General features: G+C 66.5%; 19 protein-coding genes and 1 tRNA gene. 14 read left to right on the top strand and 6 right to left on the bottom strand.

Annotation, left to right across the window (positions count from 1 at the left end):
- Positions 1-13: 13 nt before the first annotated feature.
- From QUE68_RS14725 to QUE68_RS14670, 12 genes are all read left to right on the top strand, one after another.
- Positions 14-1762, top strand: a complete 1749-nt coding sequence (locus QUE68_RS14725; protein WP_284226775.1) for a CTP synthase — start codon at positions 14-16, stop codon at positions 1760-1762.
- Positions 1755-2378 (top strand): NUDIX domain-containing protein, encoded by a 624-nt coding sequence (locus tag QUE68_RS14720; RefSeq protein ID WP_286275710.1) that lies wholly within the window; start codon positions 1755-1757, stop codon positions 2376-2378. Before QUE68_RS14725 ends, QUE68_RS14720 begins: the two co-directional genes overlap by 8 nt.
- On the top strand, positions 2375-3322 hold the full coding sequence (xerD, locus tag QUE68_RS14715) for a site-specific tyrosine recombinase XerD (protein WP_284226773.1): 948 nt from the start codon (positions 2375-2377) through the stop codon (positions 3320-3322). Before QUE68_RS14720 ends, xerD begins: the two co-directional genes overlap by 4 nt.
- Positions 3323-3324: 2 nt before the next feature.
- Positions 3325-4494, top strand: a complete 1170-nt coding sequence (locus QUE68_RS14710) for a flavin-containing monooxygenase (protein WP_286275709.1) — start codon at positions 3325-3327, stop codon at positions 4492-4494.
- A 111-nt stretch (positions 4495-4605) separates the two neighbouring features.
- Complete coding sequence (locus QUE68_RS14705) at positions 4606-5487, top strand: ParA family protein (RefSeq protein ID WP_284226770.1); 882 nt, start codon at positions 4606-4608, stop codon at positions 5485-5487.
- The gene (locus tag QUE68_RS14700; RefSeq protein WP_284226769.1) at positions 5484-6296 is read left to right on the top strand and encodes a segregation/condensation protein A; all 813 of its coding nucleotides are present in this window, start codon (positions 5484-5486) and stop codon (positions 6294-6296) included. The genes QUE68_RS14705 and QUE68_RS14700 overlap by 4 nt, the downstream gene beginning before the upstream one ends.
- Before the next feature lie 10 nt (positions 6297-6306).
- Positions 6307-7026: an SMC-Scp complex subunit ScpB gene (scpB, locus tag QUE68_RS14695; protein ID WP_284226768.1), complete on the top strand. Its 720-nt coding sequence runs from the start codon at positions 6307-6309 to the stop codon at positions 7024-7026.
- A 1-nt stretch (position 7027) separates the two neighbouring features.
- Positions 7028-7774, top strand: a complete 747-nt coding sequence (locus QUE68_RS14690; RefSeq protein ID WP_284226767.1) for a pseudouridine synthase — start codon at positions 7028-7030, stop codon at positions 7772-7774.
- Between the two features lie 23 nt (positions 7775-7797).
- A complete protein-coding gene (cmk, locus tag QUE68_RS14685; RefSeq protein WP_284230937.1) occupies positions 7798-8469 on the top strand; it encodes a (d)CMP kinase in 672 nt (223 codons plus the stop codon).
- Positions 8466-9899, top strand: a complete 1434-nt coding sequence (gene der / locus QUE68_RS14680; protein ID WP_284226766.1) for a ribosome biogenesis GTPase Der — start codon at positions 8466-8468, stop codon at positions 9897-9899. The genes cmk and der overlap by 4 nt, the downstream gene beginning before the upstream one ends.
- Before the next feature lie 196 nt (positions 9900-10095).
- A complete protein-coding gene (locus QUE68_RS14675; RefSeq protein WP_284226765.1) occupies positions 10096-11010 on the top strand; it encodes a sulfite exporter TauE/SafE family protein in 915 nt (304 codons plus the stop codon).
- Between the two features lie 36 nt (positions 11011-11046).
- A complete protein-coding gene (locus tag QUE68_RS14670; RefSeq protein WP_284226764.1) occupies positions 11047-11820 on the top strand; it encodes a sulfite exporter TauE/SafE family protein in 774 nt (257 codons plus the stop codon).
- Here the strand turns inward: QUE68_RS14670 and QUE68_RS14665 are convergent.
- On the bottom strand, positions 11817-12887 hold the full coding sequence (locus QUE68_RS14665; protein WP_284226763.1) for an aldo/keto reductase: 1071 nt from the start codon (positions 12885-12887) through the stop codon (positions 11817-11819). The genes QUE68_RS14670 and QUE68_RS14665 overlap by 4 nt on opposite strands.
- 22 nt (positions 12888-12909) lie before the next feature.
- Positions 12910-14340, bottom strand: coding sequence for a cryptochrome/photolyase family protein (locus QUE68_RS14660; RefSeq protein ID WP_286275827.1), 1431 nt, complete (start codon positions 14338-14340; stop codon positions 12910-12912).
- A 170-nt stretch (positions 14341-14510) separates the two neighbouring features.
- On the opposite strand from QUE68_RS14660, the gene QUE68_RS14655 reads away from it, so the two are divergent.
- A tRNA-Pro gene (locus QUE68_RS14655) sits at positions 14511-14584 on the top strand.
- 111 nt (positions 14585-14695) lie between these two features.
- Here the strand turns inward: QUE68_RS14655 and QUE68_RS14650 are convergent.
- From QUE68_RS14650 to QUE68_RS14635, 4 genes are all read right to left on the bottom strand, one after another.
- The gene (locus QUE68_RS14650; RefSeq protein WP_284235945.1) at positions 14696-15967 is read right to left on the bottom strand and encodes a tyrosine-type recombinase/integrase; all 1272 of its coding nucleotides are present in this window, start codon (positions 15965-15967) and stop codon (positions 14696-14698) included.
- A 249-nt stretch (positions 15968-16216) separates the two neighbouring features.
- Complete coding sequence (locus QUE68_RS14645) at positions 16217-16399, bottom strand: helix-turn-helix domain-containing protein (RefSeq protein WP_284235946.1); 183 nt, start codon at positions 16397-16399, stop codon at positions 16217-16219.
- Between the two features lie 561 nt (positions 16400-16960).
- Positions 16961-17563 carry a hypothetical protein gene (locus QUE68_RS14640; RefSeq protein ID WP_284235947.1) on the bottom strand — a complete coding sequence of 201 codons (603 nt, stop codon included), beginning with the start codon at positions 17561-17563 and terminating at the stop codon, positions 16961-16963.
- A 284-nt stretch (positions 17564-17847) separates the two neighbouring features.
- Entirely contained in the window at positions 17848-18612 is a 765-nt protein-coding gene (locus QUE68_RS14635; RefSeq protein ID WP_284236230.1) for a helix-turn-helix domain-containing protein, read from the bottom strand.
- A gap of 145 nt (positions 18613-18757) precedes the next feature.
- Between QUE68_RS14635 and istA the strand changes: the two genes are divergently transcribed.
- Positions 18758-20380 (top strand): IS21 family transposase, encoded by a 1623-nt coding sequence (gene istA / locus QUE68_RS14630; RefSeq protein WP_284226301.1) that lies wholly within the window; start codon positions 18758-18760, stop codon positions 20378-20380.

Raw genomic sequence — 20380 nt, 5'->3', positions numbered from 1 at the left:
ACGGAGGTCGCTCTTGCCAGGCCAATCGAAGCCGCTACGCAGGCACCCGCAGACGACGACCAGGCATCTCTTCGTCAGTGGTGGTGTCGCGTCCTCACTCGGCAAGGGTCTCACCGCCAGTAGCCTCGGCCAGCTTCTCACTGCCCGCGGCCTCCAGGTCACGATGCAGAAGCTCGACCCGTACCTCAACGTGGATCCGGGCACCATGAACCCGTTCCAGCACGGCGAGGTCTTCGTCACCGAGGACGGCGCGGAGACCGACCTCGACGTCGGCCACTACGAGCGCTTCCTCGACCGCAATCTGTCGGGATCGGCGAATGTGACCACCGGGCAGGTGTATTCGACGGTGATCGCCAAGGAGCGTCGCGGCGAGTACCTCGGTGACACCGTGCAGGTGATCCCGCACATCACCGATGAGATCAAGCGCCGCATCCTGGCGATGTCCGACCCCGACGAACACGGTCACCGGCCCGACGTCGTCATCACCGAGATCGGCGGCACCGTCGGCGACATCGAATCGCTGCCGTTCCTCGAGGCCGCCCGTCAGGTCCGCCACGAGGTGGGCCGGGACAACGTGTTCTTCCTGCACGTGTCGCTGGTGCCCTACCTGGCACCGTCCGGTGAACTCAAGACCAAGCCCACGCAGCACTCGGTAGCGGCCCTGCGCAGCATCGGCATCAGTCCGGATGCACTGATCTTGCGCTGTGACCGTGACGTGCCCGAGCCGCTGAAGAACAAGATCGCGCTGATGTGCGACGTCGACATCGACGGCGTCATCTCCACCCCGGACGCGCCGTCGATCTACGACATCCCAAAGGTGCTGCACCGCGAGGAGCTCGACGCCTACGTGGTGCGGCGCCTGAACCTGCCGTTCCGCGACGTCGACTGGACCGAGTGGGACGACCTGCTGCGCCGCGTGCACGAACCGCAGGAGACCGTGCGGATCGCATTGGTGGGCAAGTACATCGACCTGTCGGACGCGTATCTCTCGGTGGCCGAGGCGCTGAGGGCCGGCGGTTTCCGTCACCACGCCAAGGTCGAGATCCGCTGGGTGGCCTCCGACGACTGCGAGACCGATCCCAGCGCGGCGTTGGCACTGAACGACGTGCACGGGGTGCTGATCCCGGGCGGGTTCGGCATCCGTGGCATCGAGGGCAAGCTCGGAGCCATCAAATTCGCCCGCAAGCACGGCATTCCGGTGCTCGGGCTGTGCCTGGGTCTGCAGTGCATCGTCATCGAGGCGGCCCGCTCGGTGGGCATCGAGGACGCCAACTCCGCGGAGTTCGAACCCGACACCCTCAACCCGGTGATCTCGACGATGGCCGACCAGCAGGACATCGTGGCCGGCGAGGCCGATCTGGGCGGGACCATGCGTCTCGGCGCGTATCCCGCTGTCCTGCAAGAGGGTTCACTGGTGGCCGAGGCCTACCAGGCGACCAGGGTGTCCGAGCGGCATCGCCACCGCTACGAGGTCAACAACTCCTACCGCGACCGCATCGCGGAGAGCGGGCTGCGATTCTCGGGTACCTCGCCGGACGGCCATCTGGTGGAGTTCGTCGAATACGATCGCGCCGTGCACCCGTTCATCGTCGGGACGCAGGCCCACCCCGAACTGAAGAGCCGACCGACGCGACCGCATCCGCTGTTCGTGGCCTTCGTCGGGGCGGCCCTGGACTACAAGGCTGCCGAACGCCTGCCCGTCGAGCTCGCCACCCAACGGGCCAATGGCGCCGAGCTGCCCGAGCCCGTACGCCGTGGCTGACCACGACTTCGTCACGGTCGACAGCGAGACGATCTACGTCGGGAAGATCTTCGCGCTGCGCGCCGACGAAGTACGCATGCCGGGTGACCGGACCGCCCGCCGCGAGGTGGTGGAGCACTACGGTGCCGTGGGGGTCGTGGCGCTCGACGAGAGCAACAACGTCGCCATGGTGTACCAGTACCGCCACCCGGTGGGTCACCGGCTGTGGGAGCTGCCCGCGGGGCTCCTCGACGTGAACGGTGAGGCGCCGCATCTCAGCGCCGCCCGGGAACTCGAGGAGGAAGCCGGCCTCGAGGCGAGCGACTGGGGTGTCCTGGTCGACGTCATCTCGGCGGCCGGATTCAGCGACGAGTGCGTGCGCATCTACCTGGCGACCGGCATCACCGACGTCGGCAGGCCCGACGCGCACGACGAAGAGGCGGACCTGAGACTCGAATGGTTCCCGCTCGCCGACGCCGTCGAGATGGTACTTCGCGGTGAGATCGTGAATTCCCTTGCCGTGGCTGGCATTCTGGCTGCCCAAACCATCGACCGCGACGTGCGCGAGCTCCGCCCGGTCGATGCGCCATGGCCCGACAAGCCCACCCGCTTCGCCGCCAGGAAGACCGCCGGGTGACCATCGCGGTCCGGCTACTCGACGACCAACTTCAGGGGTACCTGGACCACCTGACGATCGAACGCGGCGTGGCCGCCAACACCCTCAGCTCGTATCGCCGGGACCTGCGCCGGTACGCCGCACACCTCTCGGCGCGCGGCATCGACGACGTGGACAAGGTCGTCGAGGACGACGTCAGCGACTTCCTCGTGGCGCTGCGACTGGGTGACGAGGATCAGGGCAGTGTGCCGCTGTCGGCGGTGTCGGCGGCCCGCGCCCTGATCGCGGTGCGCGGATTTCACCGCTTCGCCGAGGCCGAGGGGTTGACCACACTCGACGTGGCCCGTGCGGTCAAGCCGCCCACGCCGACCCGTCGCCTCCCGAAGAGCATCAGCCTCGACGAGGTGGTCGCGCTCCTGGAGGGTGCGGGCGGTGACAGCGAGACCGACGGCCCGCTGACCCTGCGGAACCGTGCGCTGCTGGAGGTGCTGTACTCGACCGGCGCGCGGATCTCCGAGGCGGTGGGCCTCGACGTCGATGACGTCGACACCCAGTCCCGGTCGGTTCTGCTCCGCGGCAAGGGCGGCAAGCAGCGGCTGGTGCCGATCGGCAGACCCGCGGTCAGCGCCCTCGATGCCTACTTCGTCCGCGGCCGTCCGGATCTTGCCCTGCGCGGCAAGAGCACGCCCGCCATCTTCCTCAACGCCCGTGGCGGCCGACTGTCCCGGCAGAGCGCCTGGCAGGTACTGCAGGACTCCGCCGAACGAGCCGGCATCTCGGCGTCGGTGTCACCGCACACGCTGCGGCACTCGTTCGCGACGCATCTGCTCGAAGGTGGCGCCGACGTCCGCGTCGTGCAGGAACTGCTGGGCCACGCCTCGGTGACCACCACCCAGATCTACACGCTGGTGACGGTGTCGGCGCTGCGAGAGGTGTGGGCCGGCGCGCATCCGCGGGCGCGGTGACGATGAACGCACCGGAGAACGACGTGGTCGTCATCGGTGCGGGCACGGCGGGTCTGGCGGCTGCTCTGTGCCTCGGTGACCTCTCGGTCAAGTCGGTGGTGGTGGATCGAGCCGAACGGGTCGGAGCGTCGTGGCGGTCCCGGTATGACCGGCTACGCCTCAATACCGGACGCCAGTACTCACATCTGCCAAAACGCCCGTATCCCACGGGAACTCCGCTATTCCCGACACGCGACCACGTCGTTGCCCACCTCGAGGAACACTGCGGTGAGCGGGGTATCGAGCTCCGGCTCGGCACAGCCGTCGAACGGGTGGTGCGGCGCAAGCCCAGCGGGTGGGGCGTCGTCACCCCGGACGGCATCATCGGCGCCGCGCACGTCGTGGTCGCGACCGGTTACGCCCACACGCCCTTCCTGCCGGACTGGCCCGGCGCGGCGTCGTTCACCGGTGAGGTGCTGCATTCCTCGGCGTACCGGAACCCGACGCCGTTCGCCGGCCAGCGGGTGGTGGTCGTCGGCGCGGGCTCATCGGGCATGGAGATCGCCCACGACCTCGCGACCGGGGGAGCCGCCAAGGTGTGGCTGTCGGTCCGCACCCCGCCCAACGTGATGCCGCGCAATGGGCCCGCCGGCCGGTCGAACGACGTCGTCTCACGGCCGTTGTTCCATTTGCCGCCGCGGCTGGCGGACGCAATCTCGCGGCGCGCCCGGTTGTCGGCGTTCGGCGACCTGAGCGAGTTCGGCCTGCCGATCCCCGAGGAGGGTCCGTTCACCCGGGCCCATCGGTTGCAGGTGGCGCCCTCGCTGGTCGACGACGAGGTGATCGACGCGATCCGGGACCGCTCCATCGAGGTCGTCGAGGCGCTGACCTCGTTCGACGACGGCTTGGCCGTGCTGACCGACCGCACCCGCCTGGACGCCGACGTGGTGATCGCCGCGACGGGCTACCGTTGCGGGCTGGAGCCCCTGGTGGGCCACCTCGGGGTGCTGACCGACGCAGGTATGCCCTGGTTTGGTGGTGACGTCGCCGCCGAACCCGGGCTGTGGTTCCTCGGGCTGTGGTCGAGGCCGTCGCTGATCGGCTACACGTCCACGCAGGCGGAGCGGATGGCGGCCCGCATCGCCCGGGCGATCGCGGAGGCCAGTCGACCGAAGAAGAACAAGCTCTTCTAGATTGTTCTCGACCTCCGCCTCGCGGGTCTGGCGTCCACGGCGTTCTCATCCCGTTAAACTCCAAGCGATGTTCGCCAAGCCCGTAGGTTGTCTGACCGGCGGCGGTCCCGCGTGACCGACGACGCTGGTACCACCGACGGCTCTGGAATCTCAGACGCGGCGGGGCACACGGGTCGTCCACCCCGGCTAGTCCCGGAACCCAAACCGAAGAGCGTGCACGGCCCGGCCAAGGTCATCGCGATGTGCAACCAGAAGGGCGGCGTCGGCAAGACCACGTCGACCATCAATCTGGGAGCCAGCCTCGCCGAGTACGGGCGACGGGTATTGCTCGTCGACCTCGACCCCCAGGGTGCGCTGTCCGCCGGGCTCGGCGTCCCGCACTACGAGCTGGACCACACCGTGCACAACCTGCTGATCGAGCCACGGGTGTCGATCGACGACGTACTGATCAAGACCCGCGTCAAGGGCATGGACCTCGTGCCGAGCAACATCGACCTGTCGGCGGCGGAGATCCAGCTGGTCAACGAGGTCGGCCGCGAGCACTCCCTGTCCCGGTCGCTACATCCGGTACTGGACCGGTACGACTACGTCCTGATCGACTGCCAGCCGTCCCTCGGCCTGCTCACCGTCAACGGGCTGGCCTGCGCAGACAGTGTCATCATCCCGACCGAGTGCGAGTACTTCTCGCTTCGTGGCCTGGCCCTGCTGACCGACACGGTCGCCAAGGTGAAGGACCGGCTCAACCCGAAGCTGGACATCGGCGGCATCCTGATCACCCGGTTCGACCCACGCACCGTCAACTCGCGAGAGGTGATGGCCAGGGTGCTCGAACAGTTCGGCGACTTGGTGTTCGACACCGTCATCACCCGCACCGTGCGCTTCCCCGAGACCAGCGTGGCCGGTGAACCGATCACGACGTGGGCACCGAAATCCGGTGGCGCGGTGGCATATCGGGCGCTGGCGCGTGAGGTCATCGACCGGTTCGGCGCGTGAGTTCGCCGGCACGGGAAGCGTCACCGCAGGCGGGATTCCAGGTTCGGCTCAGCAACTTCGAAGGCCCCTTCGACCTGCTGCTACAGCTGATCTTCGCGCATCGGATGGACGTGACCGAGGTCGCACTGCACCAGGTGACCGACGACTTCATCGCCTACACCAAGCACATCGGCCCGCAGCTGGAGCTCGACGAGACCACCGCATTCCTCGTGATTGCCGCCACCCTCCTGGACCTCAAGGCGGCCCGATTGCTGCCCGCGGGCGAGGTGCACGACGAGGAGGACCTCGCCCTGCTCGAGGTTCGCGATCTGCTGTTCGCTCGGCTGCTGCAGTACCGCGCGTTCAAGCACGTCGCCGTGATGTTCGCCGAACTCGAGGCCGCCGCCTTGCGCAGCTATCCGCGGGCGGTGTCGCTCGAGGACCAGTTCGCCGACCTGTTACCCGAGGTCATGCTGGGTGTCGACGCCGATAGCTTCGCCCAGATCGCGGCGGCGGCATTCACGCCGCGGCCGGTCCCGACCGTCGGCACCGACCATTTGCACGTCCAAGGCGTGTCGGTCCCCGAGCAGGCGCGGCGATTGCTGAGCATGCTCGAGGAGCGCGGGATCGGGGCGTGGGCGTCGTTCTCGGACCTGGTCGCCGACTGCGGGGCGACGATCGAGATCGTCGGCCGCTTCATGGCGCTGCTCGAATTGTTCCGTGCCCACGCGGTAGCATTTGACCAGCCAGAACCGCTTGGTGTGCTGCAGGTTTCGTGGACCGGGGATCGCCCGACCGACGAGTACCTGGCCACGGCGGTGGAAGAGTGAGAAACACGCAATGACTGACGAGCATCCCGAACCCGCGCCTGCCCTCGATCTGGGGGTAGCCGTGGATTCCGATCTCGGTATCGACGTCGCACTGCAACCCGAGATGGACGACGCCGAACTGGGTGCGGTGCTGGAGAGCCTGCTGCTGGTGGTGGACACGCCGGTGCCGGTCGATGCACTCGCGGCGGCGGTGGACCAGCCCGCGTATCGGGTGGCCGCCAAACTGCGGCTGATGGCCGACGACTTGACTGCCCGCGAGGGCGGTATCGACCTCCGCGAGGCGGGTGGCGGGTGGCGGATGTACACCAGGGCGCGCTACGCGCCGTACGTCGAGCGACTGCTGCTCGACGGCACCCGCTCCAAGCTGACCCGGGCGGCGTTGGAGACCCTGGCCGTCGTGGCCTACCGGCAGCCGGTGAGCCGGGTGCGGGTGAGTGCCGTGCGTGGCGTCAACTGCGACGCGGTGATGCGCACGCTGCTGGCCCGCGGTCTGATCATCGAGTCGGGTGTCGACTCCGATACCGGTGCAACGACATTCGCGACGACCGAGCTCTTCCTGGAACGGTTGGGGTTGTCGTCGCTGACCGATCTGCCCGACATCGCACCGCTTCTACCCGACATAGACAACATCGACGACATCACCGAATCTCTCGGTGACGAGCCGCGCTTCGTGAAACTCGGCATCGTGCCGAACAACCAACCGCTGGCCTTCGACGTGGACAAGGACTGACATGGCCGACGATGAAGAAGGCACCCGACTGCAGAAGGTGCTGTCGCAGGCGGGAGTGGCGTCGCGCCGCGTCGCCGAACGGATGATCCGGGACGGCCGGATCGAGGTCGATGGGCACATCGTCACCGAGATGGGCACGCGCGTGGATCCCGAGACGTCGGAGATCCGCGTCGACGGCGTCAAGGTCCGGTTCGACGACACCATGGTGTACCTGGCGATCAACAAAGAGCGCGGCATGCACTCGACGATGTCCGACGATCAGGGCAGGCCGTGCGTCGGCGACCTGGTCGAGTACCGGGTTCGGGGCAACAAGAAGCTCTTCCACGTCGGGCGCCTCGACGCCGACACCGAGGGCCTGCTGATCCTCACCAACGACGGCGAGCTGGCACACCGCCTCATGCATCCCTCCTACGAAGTGCCCAAGACCTATCTCGCGACGGTCATCGGCTCGGTGCCACGTGGGCTCGGCAAGAAGCTGAAGGCAGGCATCGAGTTGGACGACGGTCCCATTCACGTCGACGACTTCGCCATGGTCGACGCCATCCCGGGCAAGTCGCTGGTGACGGTCACCCTGCACGAGGGACGCAAGCGGATCGTGCGGCGGATGCTGGCCGCGGTCGGCTTCCCGGTGACCGATCTGGTGCGGACCGACATCGGCACGGTGTCCCTCGGCGAACAGAAACCCGGCAGCATCCGAGTCCTGACCAGCAAAGAGGTCGGCGAACTGTACAAGGCGGTGGGAATGTGAGCGGCCCATCGGATCGGCCCCTGATGATTGCGGTCGACGGGCCGGCAGGCACCGGGAAGTCTTCGGTGTCACGGGGTTTGGCGCGGGCACTGAGTGCGCGCTATCTCAACACCGGCGCGATGTACCGGATCGTGACGCTGGCGGTACTGCGTGCGGGCGTGGACCTCGAGGATGTCGCGGCCATCGCCGCACTCGCGTCACGGGTCGACCTGGCAGTGGGCTTCGATCCAGACGAGGATCTCTACTTCCTTGGGGGAGAGGACGTCTCCGCTGAAATCCGTGGTGATGCGGTGACCAAGGCGGTGTCTGCGGTCTCCGCGGTGCCCATGGTGCGTACCCGGTTGGTGGACCGGCAGCGTGAACTCGCCGACGGTTCCGTGCCCGTCGTCGTCGAGGGCCGCGACATCGGCACCGTCGTACTCCCCGACGCCGACGTCAAGGTCTTCCTGACGGCGTCGGCGGAGGAGCGGGCGCGGCGGCGCGACGACCAGAACGTCGCCTCGGGGCTCGCCGGTGACTACGACGCCGTGCTGGCCGACGTGAAGCGCCGCGACCATCTGGATTCCACGCGCGCCGTGTCACCGCTGCGGGCCGCAGACGACGCGGTCGTCGTGGACAGCAGCGACATGTCCGAATCCGAGGTCGTGGCATACCTTCTCGACCTCGTGACACAACGGGCGGGAGCCTCCCGATGAGCGAGATCGAAGGCGTGCCCGACTCGGATGGCACCTGGGTCGACGAAGGCGACTGGGAACTGCCGCCCGAGGGGATCGAAATCGGCGATCTGGAGGCGGAGTACGCGCCGCCACCGGTCGTCGCGGTGGTGGGACGGCCCAACGTCGGCAAGTCGACTCTGGTGAACCGGATCCTGGGCCGCCGAGAAGCCGTCGTGCAAGACATTCCCGGGGTCACCCGCGACCGGGTCTCCTACGACGCCAGCTGGCTCGGCCGTCGGTTCATGGTGCAGGACACCGGCGGGTGGGAGCCCGACGCGAAGGGGCTGCAGCAGCTGGTGGCCGAGCAGGCGACCGTCGCGATGCGCACCGCCGACGCGATCATCCTGGTGGTCGACGCGGTCACCGGCGCGACCAGCGCCGACGAAGCGGCGGCCAAACGTCTGCAACGTGCCGGCAAGCCCGTCTTCCTGGCGGCCAACAAGGTCGACAACGAGAAGATGGAGTCCGAGGCGGCGTTGTTGTGGTCGCTGGGGTTGGGGCAGCCGCATTCGGTCAGTGCCATGCACGGGCGCGGCGTCGCCGACCTCCTGGACGCGGTGCTCGAGTCGCTTCCCGAAGTGTCCGAGATGGGCTCGACCACGGGCGGGCCGCGGCGCGTGGCGCTCGTCGGCAAGCCCAACGTCGGGAAGAGCTCGCTGATCAACCGGCTCGCCGACGAGGAGCGGTCGGTGGTGCACGACGTGGCCGGGACGACGGTGGACCCCGTCGACTCTCTGATCGAACTGGACGGAAAGCTGTGGCGCTTCGTCGACACCGCGGGTCTTCGGCGCAAGGTCGGCCAGGCCAGCGGCCACGAGTTCTACGCCTCGGTGCGCACCCATGGCGCGATCGACGCGGCCGAGGTGGTCGTCGTCCTCATCGACTCGTCACAGCCGCTGACCGAGCAGGACCAGCGGGTGCTGACGATGGTGATCGAGGCGGGCCGCGCGCTGGTGTTGGCGTTCAACAAGTGGGATCTGATGGACGAGGACCGGCGCTTCCTGCTGGACCGCGAGATCGACCTGTCGCTGGAGCAGGTGCAGTGGGCGCAACGGGTGAACATCTCGGCCAAGACGGGCCGTGCGGTGCAGAAGCTGGTGCCCGCGCTGGAGAGTGCGCTGGCGTCCTGGGACAAGCGGATCACGACGGGTCAGCTCAACACGTTCCTGAAGGAGATCGTCGCTGCGACCCCACCGCCGGTGCGTGGCGGCAAGCAACCCAAGATCCTCTTCGCCACCCAGGCGACGGCGCGGCCGCCGACCTTCGTGCTCTTCACCTCGGGCTTTTTGGAGGCGGGTTACCGACGGTTCCTCGAGCGCAAGCTGCGGGAGAAGTTCGGGTTCGAGGGCAGCCCCATCAAGATCAACGTCCGGGTGCGCGAGAAGCGGGGAGCTCCGAAGAAGCGTTGAGTTTCGACCGTGGGTAAGCTCGAATGATGATGGCCGAACGCGCCTTGCGCACCGCACCCTCCCGGGTCTGCGCGCTCGAGCCGTTCTGGCCGTCGCGCCGTTTCATGGCCTTCGATGAATGGTGTTGTACGCGAACCTGATTCGCGTCCATTGACCCGTCGGCGCACTCGCCGTTTCATCGAAAGTAACGAACCTCGTGCGTTCGCTCATCATCTTCACCCTCGTCGGCGTGGGCGCCCAGCTGGTCGACGGCGCCCTCGGCATGGCGTTCGGCGTCACGGCCTCCACACTGCTGGTCCTCAGCGGTGTGGCGTCCGCTCAGGCCAGCGCCGCCGTGCATCTCGCCGAGGTGGGCACCACGTTCGCGTCGGGCCTCTCCCACTGGAAGTTCAAGAACATCGACTGGGGGCTGGTCCTTCGGCTCGGCGTGCCGGGAGCGATCGGAGCGTTCCTCGGCGCCACGTTGCTGTCGTCGCTGTCGACCGAGGACGCGGCGCCGGTGATGGCGGCGATCCTCTTGGCGATCGGCGTCTACGTGCTGCTGCGCTTCTCGCTCAAGACACCGCCCTCGATCGAGGTCGGCACGACCAAGCACGGCGCGAAGTTCCTGGTGCCACTGGGCCTGTTCGGCGGCTTCATCGATGCCTCCGGAGGCGGTGGCTGGGGCCCGGTCACGACCAGCACCCTGCTGTCGCGAGGCAAGACGGCGCCGCGGACGGTCATCGGCTCGGTGAGCGCATCGGAGTTCCTGGTCGCGGTGTCGGCGTCCCTGGGGTTCCTCGTCGGGCTGCGCGCGGAGTTCTTCGACAACTTGCCCATCGTGCTGGGCCTCGCGGCCGGTGGCGTGATCGCCGCGCCGTTCGCCGCGTGGCTGGTGAGCCGGGTCAGCCCGGCGATGCTGGGCGCGGCGGTGGGTGGCGTCATCGTGCTGACGAATGCGCAGAAGCTGGTGACGTACTTCAAGATCGAATCCCCATGGGGCACGCTGATCTTCGCGGCCATAGTCGTGGCGTGGGCGGCGTTCGGGTACCTCGCCTGGAAGCTGTCGAAGGCGCCCACGTTCGTGCCGGACGAAGTGCCTGACCCACAACCGGTGACCGACGCGCGCTGACGGCGGGCAGTTCGCCGCCCGATAGGGTTGTCAGCGATGTCCGTCGCCCAGATGATCCTGATCGCGTTGGCGGGTGTGGGGGCTGGTGCGATCAACGCGATCGTCGGCTCCGGCACCCTGATCACGTTCCCGACCCTGGTCGCGCTCGGCTTGCCGCCGGTGACCGCGACCATGTCCAATGCGGTGGGCCTAGTGGCCGGCGGCATCTCGGGCACCTGGGGCTATCGGCGGGAACTCACGGGGCAATGGGACCGGCTGAAGTGGCAGATCCCGGCCTCCCTGCTGGGCGCGCTGGTCGGGGCGTGGCTGCTGCTGCACCTGCCCGAGAAGGTCTTCATCTCCGTGGTGCCGGTGCTGTTGATCGGTGCCCTGCTGCTGGTGGTGTTCGGGCCGCGGATCCAGGCCTGGGCGCGGGGCAGATCGGCGGACGAGGCCGAGCCCGTGTCGACCAAGCGGATGGTCCTAGTGGTGCTCGGCACGTTCGCGGTCGGGATCTACGGCGGCTATTTCACTGCGGCGCAAGGCATTCTGCTGATCGGGGTGATGGGCGCGCTGCTGCCGGAGTCGATGCAGCGCATGAACGCGGCGAAGAACCTGCTGTCTCTGCTGGTGAACGTGGTCGCCGCGGCCGCGTACACGCTGGTGGCGTTCGACCGGATCAGTTGGCTGGCCGCGGGTCTGATCGCCGTGGGGTCGCTGCTCGGCGGGTTCCTGGGCGCCCACTACGGGCGTCGGCTCTCCCCGAACGCCCTGCGGGTGGTGATCGTCGTCGTCGGTCTGATCGGCCTCTACCGCCTGCTGGCCGTCTAGACGTCCGAGCTCTCACGCCACAGGTCGATCCCCGAATCCGAGGCGTACTTATCGATTTCGGAGAGCTCGTCGGCCGTGAAGTCCAGGTTGTCGAGGGCGCCGAGGTTCTCGTCGAGCTGCTCGACGCTGGACGCGCCGATGAGGGTCGACGCCACCGCGGGGTCACGCAGCACCCAGGCCAGCGCGAGCTGCGCCAAGGACTGGCCGCGTTGCTTGGCGATGCCGGCGAGTCCCCGCAGTTGGTCGAGAACCTCGTCGGTCACGAGGTCGTCGTCGAAGGTGGGTCGCGCCGTGGCGCGGTCGACGTCGGCCGCGGCCCGCTGAAGGTAGCGGTCGGTCAGCAGGCCCTGGCCCAATGCGGTGAAGGCGATCGCACCCATGCCGGCCTTGGTGAGCTCGGTGGTGAGCCCGCCCTCGATCCACCGGTTGAGCAACGAGTAGGAGGGCTGGTGGATGACCAGCGGCGTGCCGAGGCGCTCCGCGATAGCCGATGCCTCCGCCGTCTTGGCGGGCGAGTACGACGAAATGCCCACGTAGCGTGTCTTTCCCGCGCGCACGGCCGTGTCGAGGGCGCCGATGGTCTCCTCGAGTGGAGTGACCGGATCGATGCGGTGGGAGTAGAAGACGTCGACGTAGTCGAGCCCCATGCGGTCGAGCGACTCGTCGAGGCTCGCGAGCAGGTAGGCACGGCCGCCGAGCTGACCGTACGGCCCAGGCCACATGTCCCAGCCGGCCTTGGTGGAGATGATCATCTCGTTGCGGTACGGCTTGAAGTCGCGGCGCATCATCCGGCCGAAGTTCTCCTCGGCGGATCCGTACGGCGGACCGTAGTTGTTGGCGAGATCGAAGTGGGTGATGCCGCGGTCGAACGCGTGGCGGAGCACCTCGCGGATCACGTCGAAGGGCCGGTTGTCGCCGAAGTTGTACCAAAGGCCCAGCGAGATGGCCGGAAGCAGCAGGCCGGAGGTGCCCACGCGTCGGTAGGGCATCGCGTCGTATCGGTCGCGGGCCGCCGCCCAGGGGTCGTGGGTGAAGGGAACGTCGGTGATGGCGAGGTCGTCGGTCATGGGTCACTCCTAGGTTTGACGGTCAGAACTGTTGGCGGTCTGCTTCTTGCTCGAGAACGGCGTCGAGATCCGTGAGCCGGTCCATGTTGGCGACGACCCGTTGGGTCCGATTGTTCTTGGCCAGCATGTCGCGGTTGTGGTGGACGAAGTTCCAGTAGCCGGCGGTGAACGGGCAGGCGTCGTCACCGAGGCGCTTCTTCGGGTCGTAGGCGCAGTCGCCGCAGTGGTCGCTCATCTTGTTGATGTACGCGCCGCCGGACGCGTATGGCTTGGTGGCGAGCCGGCCGCCGTCGGCATGCTGGCTCATGCCGATGACGTTGGTCGGCATCACCCAGCGGAACCCGTCGACGTAGGCCGTGGCGAACCATTCGGTCAGGTCGTCGGGTTTGTAACCACGCTGGAGCGCATGGTTGCCGAGCACCATGAGGCGCTGGATGTGATGGCTCCAGCCGCGGTCGCGGACCCCCATCAGCGCGTGCCGTAGACACTCGGCGGTGACGGCGTCGGCGTCGAGATCAGTCCACCACTGCGGCAGTTCGGTGGTGGCACCGAGGGCGTTGTTATCGGTGTACTCCGGCCCGAAGTGCCAGTACAGGTGCCACATGTACTCACGCCAGCCGAGGATCTGGCGGATGAATCCCTCGACGGCGGCCAGCGGCGCTTCCTCGCGGCGGTAGGCCTGTTCGGCGGCCTCGACCGCGTCGAGTGGATGCAGGACGCCGAGGTTGAGGGGCACCGACAGCAACGAGTGCGACATCGCCCAGTCCTCACCCATGATGGCGTCCTCGTAGCGGCCGAAATCCGGCAGCCGCTGCTCGACGAACCTCTTGAGTGCGCGCTGGGCCTCGTCGGGGGTGACGGCGAACAGGCGCGGGCCGTCGACGCCGACGGTGTCGAGGTCCATCCCGTCGAGGTCGCGGCGCACCTGCGCGTCGATCTCGTCCTCGCGGGGTTGGTAGGGCTTGGGCAGGCCGAGCGTCTTCTGCTTCTTGGGCGGCGGCTCGCGGTTGTCCTCGTCGTAGTTCCACCGGTTGCCGACGGGTTCGCTACCGTCCATCAGCACGTTGAAGCGTCGGCGCTGGTCGCGGTAGAAGTCCTCCATCCTGAACCGTTGGCGATTGCCGGCCCAGTGTTCGAAGTCCTTGCGTGGCAACGCAAACATGGGTGTCGGCAGGACGTCGGCGACGAGACCTTGCTCCTGCAGCCGGTTGACGAATCTCTCCGCGGCGAACGACGTGGGCTGGTGCACCAGGACCGGTCGCCCAAATCGCTCGAGGGCGTCGGTGTAGGTGTCGGCCTGGAGCAAGGTGGTGCGATCACCGAGATCCTGGTCGGCGTGGCGCAGCGCCGAGAGGACTAGATGCAACTTCTGGCGGTGATAGCGACGCTTCCGAAGGGCGGAGGTGGCCTCGACGAGCAGCACCTCGCGGTGGGCGTGCTCGCCGCCGTACATCGCGGGCCCGAGTTGGTCGGCGAAGAGCCACAGGGGGGTGTCGTCGCGCGTCGTCGGACTCACGTCTCCTTCTTACCCGGCATCGCCGAGGTCGAAGCTGACGCAGTTGGGATTGCCGGTGGTCGCTGCGGTAGCATTTCGACCGCTGCCGGCGATCCCGGCAGCGGTCGCGGGCTGTGGCGCAGCTTGGTAGCGCACTTGACTGGGGGTCAAGGGGTCGCAGGTTCGAATCCTGTCAGCCCGACCGTGAAAACCCGCTCTGACCACGGTCGGAGCGGGTTTCCGCATCTTGCAGATTGTGGTGGTTGGAGCCAGTGGGCCAAGAGTGTCCCAACGGCCCATGAGCGTCCCGTCCTTAGCCGAAGAGTGCGGCGCCAGCGGCTCGCAAATCGTCGCGCTGGGCGTCGGAGTAGATCGACAGGGAGACTGCCGGATCATGGCCATGCCACGCGGCCACGACGTGCACCGGTAAACCGCCTGCCAACATCAAACTGACGCTCGTGTTGCGGAGTCCCTTGAGATGTATCCGGCGCAGACCGGCTCGTGCACGCAGCCGCTGGAACTCGTCGGAGTACCACTCGTGGCGGATGGGGGTGCCATCTTCGCGCACCGCGATCAAGCAATCGACCGACCAGGGAACTCCGAACGCTTCGGCTTCCTTCTGCTGACGGGATCGAAGGTCTCCGAGCGCGTTCGACAGCTCGGCGGGAAGTGGCAGGTCTCGCAAGCTGCGTCGGGACTTCGGCAGGCCCTCAATCGACTGGTTGCCCACCACGACGCGGCTTCGGCGGATGGCAAGCGTGTCACCGTCCAGGGCGGACCATCGAACAGCGAGCACCTCGGAACGACGTAATCCGTAGCAACTCAGCAGCCAACAGGCGAATAGGCGGTCTTCACGCACCGAAGCGCGGAACCGTTCGACATCGGCTAGTGACCAGGACTTCGCTGTCTCAGGTCGGTCCTCGATGAGCTCGTCGGTGGGGCGCTCGACGAGCGAGACGATGTTGCGGGTCAGTGCACCCTGATCAACGAAGGATTGGACGACCATTCCGAAGGTGGTTAACGTCGACCTGACTGTGATTGGCTTCACGCCACTCACCGCACTTCTTCCGGTGTCGAGTTCGTCGAGGACGTAGACACCTCGCCGCACGCGGGTAACACGGTTCGCTCTTCGAAGGCCAGCCAAGCATGTGTGCACGTCATTCTCGGGAAAGGCGGCCGCCAATTCTGCCGCGCTCACTCCAAGCGGGTGCTTTGAGATGAGCGTCGCAACACGCGTTGCAAGGCTTTCTGCCTGATAGCGTTTTCGCGAGCTGCGTCCCTCGGTGAGCATCCAGTCCACTAGGGCGTCACCGTCAGCTTTGGTTAGCTGCTGCAGCTTTTTGCCGCCAAGGTAGCGGCGAACGGCTTTCAAGTCGTGGGTGTAGCCCTCAAGAGTCACTCTACGGACGCCGCGGCGGCCTGCCAGCCACTGTTCGCATGCATCTTCGACGGTGATCGCGGACTTCCGTGCGTAACTACCGGAAGCGACTTCGGTTGTGATTCGACGGAATTCGCGTCTCGCCTCTGCCAAAGTTCGGTACGTAAACCGCCTGCGGTCGCGGGTGCCGTCCGGCTTGCTGCCCACGTCGGCCCGAAACTCATAGGTGACCGAGCCGCTCTTCGATGTCCTTCTGGTGATTGGCTCAGCACGCCGCGCGCGCACGGTCCGAGGAGCCCCGCTGCTGTCCGAACCGGCACCAGTTTGGGAAGTCAACGTGATCCATTCTCTTCGGTGAGGACTAGGAGATCACCAGGCGAGCGTCAGCTGCCGCGGGTACCGAGCAGCCCGGGACGCGTCATGCAGGAACGAGCTAGAGTGAATCTCGTCCACCTCTCATGCGGCAACGATTACGCGCAGCTCAGCTGTGACGATATAGATACGCCCGCCGAGCCGTCGCGACGGCAACTCTCCCGTGCCAGCGAGCCGGTAGGCCGAGGCCCGACTGATTCCCAGAAGCTTGGCCGCCTGCGGTACGGGCAGAAGAAGTGGTAGTCCTTCAAACGTATTGCTGGACATGCTTTTACGTCTCCTTAGTGACGAGGGCATCGCCAGGAGCGAACGATCTGAACCGATTCGCTTAGCGGTGCCGTGAATGTCTCCTTGCGATGATTGGAAGCGTATGAGACATTGCGACCCCGCGTCCACCAGCATCGGGCACTTTCCGGTGAGACATGTTTTTGAACAGGGAAATTCGTCGAGTGTCTCGATCGGACGCGGACAAGTAGCGACAGGATGCCTGTTGACCGGAACGGCAGTAGTCATAGGCTGTCGCAGCTGCCGATGACTCCAAAATGCGATTCGAGGTGCGCGTGCCTGTCGGTGATTCAAGGGGGTCGACAATGTTGAAGCCACTTTTGCACAACACTTCTCGATGCCCACGTCTTGCCACCGGCTCTATCTCGCGTGCCCGCCGACTACCTTCCGGTTGTCGCGGAAACTCCTCGGCGGCAGAGTCGGTAGCGCCGAGTAGTTCGGGAACGGTTGTTGTCCCCGGGACAGTTGCGTCGCAACGGATTCGACGTCGACCACGGGAGGCTCGCTAGCGCCGTCAGGGTCTTCGAAGAGTGGGATCTGGGCCTACCGCTCGGGTAGGCCGTCCGCGTGTAGGTCGTGGTAGATCATCAGCGCCAACTCGTCGGTCTGCGGGTCCTCGCGGTGGTCGGGTGGCGCCAGGCCGTCCTCAGCCCGGGCCGAGATCAGGTATCCCGCCTTGATGCGGAACGGTCCCGAGAAGTCCGGGGCCGGCCACAGTTGGTCGATCAGCGCTTCGTGGTCCTCGTTGGGTTCGCTCTGCAGGGCCGGGTTCGTCCAGCGTTGCTCCCAGCTGACTTGGGCCCGGTCCGGAATCGGGTCGGGTGTCTCCCATGGCGGCGGGGTCTCGTCGGTCGAAATCAGGTCGTACAGCTCGTTCTTGAGCACCGTCCGGGCTGCTTGGGCTCGCGCCGCCTCCAGCAGCGCCACCTTGGTTGCGTGATTCAGTGTCTTTCCGTTGCGGTTGCGGCTCCACACCGCGATGGCCTTCTCCCACAGATCTTCGGCCATGGTGGACGCCATCGAGCTGATCTTGTCCGCTTCGGCCATCAGAAATTGGCTGCGGCGCTCCGGTGTCCACTCCCCGGGCAGGCTCAGATCGGTCGTGTAGACCGTTTGCACCACCCGCACAATCTCCGGATCGATCATCGTCACCACCTGCCTCGCGGAGGGTCCTGAACAGATCCGGCTGGTTCGGGTCCGGTGCTCTGCTGCGGCTCACACTTTCCTGGCCAGGCTGGTAATGGCGGGGTCCGGGCAACCGCGGACGGCGGGACGTCCGGACGACATTTCCGCCAGCGTTCGCCGACTAGGAGTTCTCCCGATGCAGCGAGCCGGTACGTGGCAGAGCGCCTAACCCCCGGATTACTCACTGCGCGGGGAGAAGGCACGAGCAGCGGATGAGGGTTAAACACATTGGATGACAACGACGTTCAGCTCCTATAGTCTTTTCGATTCGGCTCAATGGTGGCCCTTGGTTGCATTTGTGGGCTACAGCGTGGACAGAACGATGCTGCATCCGTGCCGTCCGACTGTGAGATTGTGATGGTGCGCGACAGCGGGTCCTCGCACTCGCCGCACCACGGCGTCCTCCGTCCCGCCGAGATGGAAGGTGGGGTCGGTAACTCATTCAGTCGCCGCGCGAGGACGGCGGCGGGGTGGCGGACGCCCTCGGGTCGAGACGACAGGTGGGCCACCAGAGTCTGCGATGTCCAGCCCGCAGCGAAGGCTGCCTCGATTGCGGGTGACAGCTTCCTTGCATCCTTACCGCTAACTCGCCACGGCGTGGGAAGCGATTCCAGTACGAATGCCGTGGATGGTTCAGATGGAGGTTCTCTTACACGGTTCAAGGGGTCCGCCTCGTGGACCCGCTGAGGTATAGGCGGTGGACCTTCCCTCTCCAGGGATCGGACGGCCCCGGTGGTGTCCACGGACTGGGGGTGTCCGAGATCTGGACTGGCGCGCCTGTGCGGCGCATCGGGATGATTGAGAAGGTAACTACTTGGGCGTCTGGCACCGGAGTCGTGATACTGCGCGACTCGCTGTATGAGCCCTTGCCTTTCGAGCTTGCCAAGCGTCGCCAAGATGGTGCTCCGTGCGGCGCACGACTCAGAGGCGAGCGTACGAACCGATGGGTAGCATGAGAACTTCTCGTCTGCGCGATTCGCGAGCAAGATGAGAACTATGTCGTTTGCCATGAGCATGGGACCACTGTGACCTGATTTTGCCAGTGGGATGGGACCACCTGGATTGCCAGTTATGGGACCACCGGCGCGCCGCGTCGGTGGTCTCTTCGTTTGCCCGTTCGATCGCCGTGACAGTTCAAGTCACGGAGGCACGGGCATGGCTTTTCGGGAGGTCAGTGTGAACGAGATCAGGGAAGTGCTGCGGGTGTGGCTCGGGGTGGTGGGGTTACCGGCGCCGGGGTACCGCAGGATCGCCGCGCATTGCGGTGTGGACCGCAAAACGGTGCGCCGCTACGTGGAGGCCGCCCAGGCAGCGGGGCTGCGCCGAGACGACGATGTCAGCGCGCTCGATGACGGGTTGATCGGTGCGGTCGCCGAAGCGGTCCGCCCGGTGCGCCCCGATGGTCACGGCGCGGCCTGGGATCGGCTGCTCGAATTCGAGGAGCAGATCACCGCGTGGGTGGCCGGCGAGGGCGAGGCGCGGCCGTTGACGATCACCAAGATCGCGACGCTGTTGGACCGCCGAGGGTGTGTGGTTCCGTATCGGACGTTGAACCGATTCGCCAGTGAACGTTGCGGTTTCGGACGTAAGGACACCACGGTGCGAGTCGCCGACGGCGACCCGGGGGTGGAATGCCAGATCGATTTCGGCTACCTGGGGATGCTCACCGACACCGGTGATGGTCGTCGCCGCAAGGTGCACGCGTTGATCTTCACCGCCGTCTACAGCCGGCACATGTTCGTGTGGTTGTCGTATTCGCAGACCTTGGCGGCGGTGATCGCTGGCGCTCAGGCGGCGTGGGAGTTCTTCGGCGGCGTCTTCGCGGTGCTGATCCCGGATAACTTGAAACCGGTGATCGCCGCTGCCGATGCGGTCAACCCCCGGTTCACCGCGGGCTGGCTCGATTACGCCGGTCATGGCGGGTTCCTCACCGACCCGGCCCGGGTGCGCTCGCCCAAGGACAAGCCGCGGGTCGAACGCACGGTGCAGTATGTGCGTGGAAACTTCTGGGACGGTGAAACATTCACCAGTCTCGAGCAGGCGCAGCAGGCGGCGACCGCGTGGTGTGAGCGGACGGCCGGTATGCGCATCCACGGCACCACCTGCGCACGGCCGGTGGAGGTGTTCACCGCCGAAGAACAGCGACTCCTGCTGCCGGTGCCGGGGGCCTACGACGTGCCGGTGTTCAAGGCGGTCAAGGTGCACCGCGACTTCCACGCCGAGGTCGGCAAAGCCCTGTACTCGTTGCCCGAGCAGTGGATCGGCACCACGGTGGACGTGCGCGCCGATAGCGAGCTGGTGAAGTTCTATCACCGCGGCACGCTGGTGAAGGTCCATCCCCGCCAACCGGCAGGTGGGCGCAGCACCGACCGCAATGATCTGCCTGAGCACAAGGCCAGCTATGCGCTGCGGGACTTGGCGGCGTTGATCGCGGCGTGTGCCAGCCACGGGCCGAATGTCGGGATCTACGCCGAACGCATCCTCGATGACCCGCTGCCCTGGACCCGGATGCGGACCGTCTACCGGCTCCAGGGTCTGGTGCGCCGTTACGGCGCTGAGCGCGTCGATCGAGCATGTTCACTCGCGTTGGACCTCGACGTCGTCTCGGTCAACAAGATCGCTTCCATGCTGGAACGCGCCACCGAAACCACCACTCCGGCATTGCCCCGGGCGGTCGGGCAGTCAGCTACCCGGTTCTCGCGTGATCCATCCGAATTCACCAACACCCCAGCATCATTGACCGTCGTGGCCGATGCGCAACCCGAGGAGACCCGCTGA

The sequence above is a fragment of the Mycolicibacterium sp. TUM20985 genome, assembly GCF_030295745.1.
Classification (GTDB): Bacteria; Actinomycetota; Actinomycetes; order Mycobacteriales; family Mycobacteriaceae; genus Mycobacterium.
This window is presented reverse-complemented; position numbering and strand designations above follow the sequence as displayed.

Coding starts and splice junctions, on each gene's coding strand:
- QUE68_RS14710 (WP_286275709.1), top strand. CDS start 3,325: ATGAACGCACCGGAGAACGACGTGGTCGTCATCGGTGCGGGCACGGCG.
- scpB (WP_284226768.1), top strand. CDS start 6,307: ATGACTGACGAGCATCCCGAACCCGCGCCTGCCCTCGATCTGGGGGTA.
- QUE68_RS14690 (WP_284226767.1), top strand. CDS start 7,028: ATGGCCGACGATGAAGAAGGCACCCGACTGCAGAAGGTGCTGTCGCAG.
- cmk (WP_284230937.1), top strand. CDS start 7,798: ATGATTGCGGTCGACGGGCCGGCAGGCACCGGGAAGTCTTCGGTGTCA.
- der (WP_284226766.1), top strand. CDS start 8,466: ATGAGCGAGATCGAAGGCGTGCCCGACTCGGATGGCACCTGGGTCGAC.
- QUE68_RS14670 (WP_284226764.1), top strand. CDS start 11,047: ATGTCCGTCGCCCAGATGATCCTGATCGCGTTGGCGGGTGTGGGGGCT.
- QUE68_RS14665 (WP_284226763.1), bottom strand. CDS start 12,887: ATGACCGACGACCTCGCCATCACCGACGTTCCCTTCACCCACGACCCC.
- QUE68_RS14660 (WP_286275827.1), bottom strand. CDS start 14,340: ATGTACGGCGGCGAGCACGCCCACCGCGAGGTGCTGCTCGTCGAGGCC.
- QUE68_RS14645 (WP_284235946.1), bottom strand. CDS start 16,399: ATGTCCAGCAATACGTTTGAAGGACTACCACTTCTTCTGCCCGTACCG.
- QUE68_RS14640 (WP_284235947.1), bottom strand. CDS start 17,563: ATGATCGATCCGGAGATTGTGCGGGTGGTGCAAACGGTCTACACGACC.
- QUE68_RS14635 (WP_284236230.1), bottom strand. CDS start 18,612: ATGGCAAACGACATAGTTCTCATCTTGCTCGCGAATCGCGCAGACGAG.
- istA (WP_284226301.1), top strand. CDS start 18,758: ATGGCTTTTCGGGAGGTCAGTGTGAACGAGATCAGGGAAGTGCTGCGG.